Raw genomic sequence first — 5,833 nt, 5'->3', positions numbered from 1 at the left:
ATTTAAAAGACATAGCGGTAGACCTGTCATTGGAATACTTAGCGCCGCAGGAGGGGCAAAACTTGGAGTGGCAGCGAAAAGGAACGAACTTGAGGTTACCGCAATGGGGACAACCATACATGGCGCCACCATAAGAAGGATCCCCGCAGTTAATGACCTTATCAATGTTTTCCATGACGACAGGTCTGGGTTTTATATCGTATTCAATGATTTCGTAATAGTCTCTGAGCATCTTCTGAATCACATTCATGAGATTATTATGGAATAAAATGACGCAAAAAACAAGCCCTAATTCCCCTCATGAATGAGGGGCTAGGGGAGTTGAGGTGCCGAAGGCACTTTCTTGCATGCTCCCGCTCATCGTCCGCATACCGCATAATAAGTTCCAGATAACCATCCACCATATCATTTTCCAGTTTCTTATCATGTATCACAGAAGCTGCAATCAGTACAAATGCCGCCCTTTTTTTATAAAGCTGCGGTTCCTGCATTCTGCACTCCATTTTCAGGAATAAATTTTTACACAAATGGTCGCATAAATCCCAGGACATCACATCACTAAGCAGCCTCTCTGCTACCGCTTCTGTTGTTATTTTCGGATTCATCAACAGGACAGCCAGCATCCTTGCCTCGTGGTATTTTGTATCCCACAGTTCAAATGCCAGCTCCAGTATTGATACAGCGAAGGAGCACCCATCCATTCCTTCAAATCCGCAACATCACTGACTTGCAATGGACGCAGTATCAGCTGACCGGTTTCCAGAACAGGCTTTTTATCCATGTAATCCTGCAGTTTCATAAAGCCTCCTATGAAAAATTGAAAACCTTCCCCCAGTCAAAACAGCCCGATTCCTCAGTACTTTTCGGCCACTTACTACACCATACGGGAACACCCGGCGTTTCCACCCTGTCCAGACTGGGGGTATAAGGCTTGATATCAAGTACCGGCGTACCATTGTCTGCGTCAAGGAAAGTAACCCGGATAAGCCCTTTCTCCTGATCAGTATGAATGATTTCCGCTGCTGTCAGGGCAATGGGATTAGGACGCAGCGGCGATCTTGTGGCAAAAACGCCCATTACCTCCGGCCCATCCCTGTAGGGCTTTTCTGTCCGCAGCACACTCCGGTCTTTTTCTCTGTCATGGCCGCTGAACCACCAGATCACGTTGATATGGCTGAATCCTTCCAACGCTTCCAGACCCGGAATATACTCCGGCTCTAACACAATCCATGTCCCGCTTTCGTCATTTCTTACCGTTCCAATCGGTTTCAACTGATATTGTTCCATACAGTACCTCCTGCTTTTAAGTCCCGCAGACATTCTTACATGCACTCCATCTGGAAGAATTTACAGCTGCCCATGCATCCGCAAACTGCTCCGTGCATGTTAGAACATTTGCCATTTCTGTTTACAATAGCAGTATAATACCTCACACCATGTAAGATACAAGAGGAAAAATAAGCTGCAGCTCTGCAAACTACCCATTTATTCAAAAATGCCCTGTATGTTTCACAGTACATTTTGTAAAGGCTCAACCGGAATCTGGAGCTCGGTCAGATACTTTGCCGGGGCGTTTTCATTCCAGGGGCCCCTGTGTACAATCTGGCGTACCGGGGCAGACATTTGATAATTGCTGTTTTTCTGCAGCCATTTGGCAAAAGCCAGATACGCTTTTTTGATATTTGAAAATTCCCCATATACCATGGTGCTGGCCATGGCCGGTACCGCCTCCGTCATGCGAAAGCAAAACGGCTCTCTGTTTTCACCCGCTTTTTTTACAGGGGCGCATAATTCCATGTCAACATCCTGCTCCCGATACTCCGTATCATGATAAATGGTAAAGGTATCACTGGATATTTCTATCTCCTCTTTTTCTGCAAAAGCAGAAAGCTCCTTCCATAAATCGCCCTCTGAGTAATAGGTCGGTACAGTCCTGCGCAGGGAGAGTACCTGGCAGGCCGGTATTGATTTCATGGAAATATGGTAATGCAGCTCGCTTTTACTCCCCTGTATTTCTTCTTTCGCAACTGCGATTTTCAGCAGCCTCTCCTGCTCTTTTTGTATGGCCTGCTCAATCTCCAGACATTTTTTATTAAGAGATACCAGAAGTGCATGGTCATCCATTTCCAGCGCCAGGGCAATTTCAGAAATCAAAAAGCCGCTGTCACGCAGATACCGGATTCTGTCAAGCCGTGGTATCTGCTCTACCGAATACAGACGGTGCCCCGTCCACCTGTCAACCTCTGCCGGCTTCAAAAGCCCTGCTTCGTCATAATATCGCAGCATCCGGACAGATACCTGTGTCAATTTTGAAAATTCGCCAATCCGAAACATCCTCTATCACCACCTGTATATGATTATACCGGATGTTTTTTATACTTCAAGGCTTTTGAAATGGCCATGCACCGTCACCAGTTCTTCAAAACTCTCTGCCTCAATTCCGCAGACAATATTTTCCCGGTCGAAAGTTCCCTTTCTATAAAGCCCTCCGACATCTTTTCCGGAACAATTTCAGCAAATCCTCCTGCATTATCTGCTTTAAATGAAAGGCGCCTTTCGGGGTTCAATGGCCAGCTCCCCCTCTATTCCTGCCATCCTTCCGTGGCCCACAAGAAACTCGGCCCCCAGTGTTTCCACCACCAGCCTGTATACCCCCGGTTCCAGCGTGCCATATATATCAAGATTGTATGTCTCGCTGGCACTCTCCCCATCCGGAAGGATATTGGCAATATCCTGGAAACCAACGTTATCCGCCCTTACCGGTATCGTATACCACTGTCCGTCTATCTGCTTCTGGAGGGAGAAGTACTCCCCATAGGAAAAATCCTCCCCGCTTTTATTCGTAATCCGTACCGTGATTTCACTTGTCCCGATGTCCTCGACTGTCATAGTCAGACCCTCCGGGCCTTCTTCCGTCTGCTCATCCGCTTTCAGAAGGAAGATACTGTGATATGCAGACAAGCGCCCTGCATTGGGAAAATCCAGGACATTCAGGGTATCGTCCTCATCATTGCCTTCCATCTGTTCCCACAAAAGAGACAACTCCGTATTCCCATCATAAACCGTCCCGTCATTCTTAAGCCAGACACCGCCGGATGCTGCCACGGAAATATCATGGCCGTCCTTATTGCTGCTCCAGAACCCGTAAAAAGGAATATCCATCTGGGAGAGGGCGCTTTCCTCTGCCTCCAGAAGAGGAATAGCATTGATTTTTTTAATCAGTTCCTTTTCTTTACCTCTGTCATACAACGTCCTGACCGCAACCGTTTCCCCATCAAAATAATACATCTGGAAGGCGCTTGTATCCGGGCTTGCACCGGCAAGGATGTTACCACCTTTGCCATTACTTCTGCCGTTTCGTATTCCATACAGAATCGCCGTCAAAACAAGCAGAACGATAATCAGAACTGGTGTATATTTTTTCATCCAAAGCTGTTTATATGTTTTCACTGACGTTCTCCTTTCCGGTGATTTCCTTTATTAGGCGTTGTTCCTTTCCATGCTCGATGAAACCATCAACCTTGATGAAATTCCAACGACATCCAGCGTCCATGCTGCTCTTTGACACCTCCGGCATTTAGGCATGGGTTACAAACAATCCCAAGTATGCCAACCGTGCTTCCGCCAATCCGGCTATCCAACAGAGGTACATTAACGGACACTTCTGTTATTTTTATCTGCTTTAACTTCATGCCCTAAAATCCTGTTTGTTACATACACCTTCTTCGGTTGGATGCTGTTATACTTATGACACGCATTGGAAATGCGAAAAGGTGACCTTTTTGGAATATTTTTCAGACATGCCGGTTTTTTGGTGAAAGAAATGCAGGGTTCATAAATGTTTCACGAAAAAGAGGGCATTTATGCCACTTTTACAATACAGATCCGGGTTGCTTTCAGGCCGCTGCCTGAAGGACTTCCCCATACCTGAATGTGCTGGCCGGATGCCAGGTCTGCCGCTGTTGCTGCTGACATTTCAGCTCTGGCCCCTCCATCGTAGATCGTTTGTATGGCAAACAGCGTATTTTCATCGTATGTAACTGCAACCTTATTAAAATCAGAATCATCCCCGCTGCCAGGCGATACCATGATATCCCCGCCGTTATCTGATTTTTCCGTAACAGATTCAACCACTGTTAACTGCCCGTCCTTCAGGTCTTTGGCATCTCCTTCCAGATTAGGAGTGCTGTCAACCCACTCCGCAGATGTACCGGATGTAGTTTGCGCTTCCAGCTGTTCTTTTGACAGGATATCTGTTTCTTTGCTGCTGTTTTCTCCGGATTCCGGTTCTGTTTCTGTCTCCGGACTTTCCTGCTTGTCTCCGCCATTGAGTCCATCTTCCTCCGCAGATGGTTCCGGAGTAGAAACATCATCTTTTATATCATCCTCCTGAATCGGTTCTCCTTGAAACACCTGCGTATCCTCTGCATCCGGAGCTTCCTCCGTCTTTCCACAGGCGCATACGGCAAGGCTCAGGATGCACAGCACCACCCCTGTCAATAAGATCATTTTTCCTGCTTTCTTTTTCATTTCGTTCTCCTCTCATATAAAATACAAATCCACAGTTTATCCAAATTTTCTGCGAATTTTTTATCCATTCTATCAGAGTAGTCTCTAAAAAACCTCTAAAAAATCTTAAAAAAGAATGAACTATTTCATTGACCGATTTTAAGAAGGCTTTTGTTTTCAGGTCTTCCCGAAATCGGTCAATGGCGGTAAAATTGACAGTAGAGGATAAAGGGATACAGATGAAACCAGTTTTTAAGTTTGTTTACGGTGAAAAAATATGATAGGTATTTATTTAAGCGGAACTGGAAACACAGAACATTGTATCCGGAAGCTTGTCTGTTTACTGGATGAATCCGCACAGGCTGTTCCGATGGAACAGAAAGAAGCAGTACATTTATTATCACAGCATGACTTTATTGTTTTCGCATATCCCGTTCAATTTTCAAACGTTCCCGTCATGGTAAAAGATTTTATCAAAGCCAATCCGGATCTTTGGAAGGATAAAAAAGTACTTTGTGTTGCTACTATGGGATTGTTTAGCGGAGACGGTGCGGGCTGCTCGGCACGGTTATTGAAAAAATACGGCGCAGAAATCGTTGGCGGTTTACATATTCGTATGCCTGATTCTGTCTGTGACGTAAAGCTGCTGAAAAAGTCCCCCAAAGAGAATCAGGAAATCATCCGGGAAGCAGACAGAAAGATTGAAAAATGTGCAGAGGAAATCAGGAAAGGCAGGTATCCCAGGAACGGTCTGCATCTTTATAACAGAATCGCCGCATTACTCTGCCAGCGTTTATGGTACTATGGCAGGACAAAGAATTACTCGGATAAATTGAAAATCAGTAATGTCTGTATAGGCTGCGGTCTGTGTACCCGGCTCTGTCCAACGAACAACCTTACCCTGGAAAATGGTAAAGCAACAGCCGGAAAGCACTGTACTATGTGCTACCGGTGTATCAGTTTATGTCCGGCATGTTTTTTGTCAAGCACTTTTCCCTAAAAAAAGCGTCAGAATCCCCTTTTTTCAGCAAGGGAATTTCCCTGCTTTCGGCGGGCATTGATTATGCGTCCCGGCGCATGAGGGCATGTTCCATCCGGTAGCTCTTTCCTTCAAATATCAGGAGATGTCCATGATGGACAAGGCGGTCGATCATGGCTGCGGCCATCTGGTCATCCGTAAAGATACCGCCCCATTTCGAGAACTCCAGATTTGTGGTAAGAATCAAGCTTTTACTTTCGTAACTGTCGGATATAACCCTGAATAGCAGCTGTGAACCATCCTTATCAACTGGAACATAGCCCCATTCGTCAAGGATGAGCAGAT

At 45.8% G+C, this 5,833-nt stretch carries 9 protein-coding genes; 1 reads left to right on the top strand and 8 read right to left on the bottom strand.

Annotated elements, in window-relative coordinates; genetic code table 11:
• From G614_RS34760 to G614_RS33150, 7 genes are all read right to left on the bottom strand, one after another.
• Positions 1–250, bottom strand: a 250-nt coding sequence (locus G614_RS34760) for a transposase zinc-binding domain-containing protein (protein WP_207637856.1), incomplete at its 3' end; no start/stop codon positions are given.
• Positions 251–257: 7 nt separating this feature from the next.
• Positions 258–623 (bottom strand): hypothetical protein, encoded by a 366-nt coding sequence (locus G614_RS35230; protein WP_420341545.1) that lies wholly within the window; start codon positions 621–623, stop codon positions 258–260.
• Positions 605–799, bottom strand: a complete 195-nt coding sequence (locus G614_RS30780; RefSeq protein WP_242828199.1) for a GNAT family N-acetyltransferase — start codon at positions 797–799, stop codon at positions 605–607. The genes G614_RS35230 and G614_RS30780 overlap by 19 nt, the downstream gene beginning before the upstream one ends.
• 8 nt (positions 800–807) lie before the next feature.
• Complete coding sequence (locus G614_RS0123315; protein ID WP_027643812.1) at positions 808–1,287, bottom strand: SAM-dependent methyltransferase; 480 nt, start codon at positions 1,285–1,287, stop codon at positions 808–810.
• A 222-nt stretch (positions 1,288–1,509) separates the two neighbouring features.
• Positions 1,510–2,334: a MerR family transcriptional regulator gene (locus tag G614_RS0123310; RefSeq protein WP_002583482.1), complete on the bottom strand. Its 825-nt coding sequence runs from the start codon at positions 2,332–2,334 to the stop codon at positions 1,510–1,512.
• A 204-nt stretch (positions 2,335–2,538) separates the two neighbouring features.
• Positions 2,539–3,450: an immunoglobulin-like domain-containing protein gene (locus G614_RS0123305; RefSeq protein ID WP_002595436.1), complete on the bottom strand. Its 912-nt coding sequence runs from the start codon at positions 3,448–3,450 to the stop codon at positions 2,539–2,541.
• Between the two features lie 411 nt (positions 3,451–3,861).
• On the bottom strand, positions 3,862–4,530 hold the full coding sequence (locus G614_RS33150; RefSeq protein WP_242828198.1) for a hypothetical protein: 669 nt from the start codon (positions 4,528–4,530) through the stop codon (positions 3,862–3,864).
• A 256-nt stretch (positions 4,531–4,786) separates the two neighbouring features.
• Between G614_RS33150 and G614_RS28790 the strand changes: the two genes are divergently transcribed.
• Positions 4,787–5,509 carry an EFR1 family ferrodoxin gene (locus tag G614_RS28790; protein WP_044918716.1) on the top strand — a complete coding sequence of 241 codons (723 nt, stop codon included), beginning with the start codon at positions 4,787–4,789 and terminating at the stop codon, positions 5,507–5,509.
• Between the two features lie 61 nt (positions 5,510–5,570).
• Here G614_RS28790 and G614_RS0123285 read toward each other — a convergent pair.
• On the bottom strand, positions 5,571–5,833 hold a 263-nt coding region (locus tag G614_RS0123285; protein WP_027643811.1), incomplete at its 5' end, for an ATP-binding protein.

Source organism: [Clostridium] clostridioforme AGR2157 (assembly GCF_000424325.1).
Taxonomy (GTDB): domain Bacteria; phylum Bacillota; class Clostridia; order Lachnospirales; family Lachnospiraceae; genus Enterocloster; species Enterocloster clostridioformis_A.
Note: the sequence above shows the minus strand (reverse complement) of the source record. Positions and strands in the feature narration are given on the sequence as shown.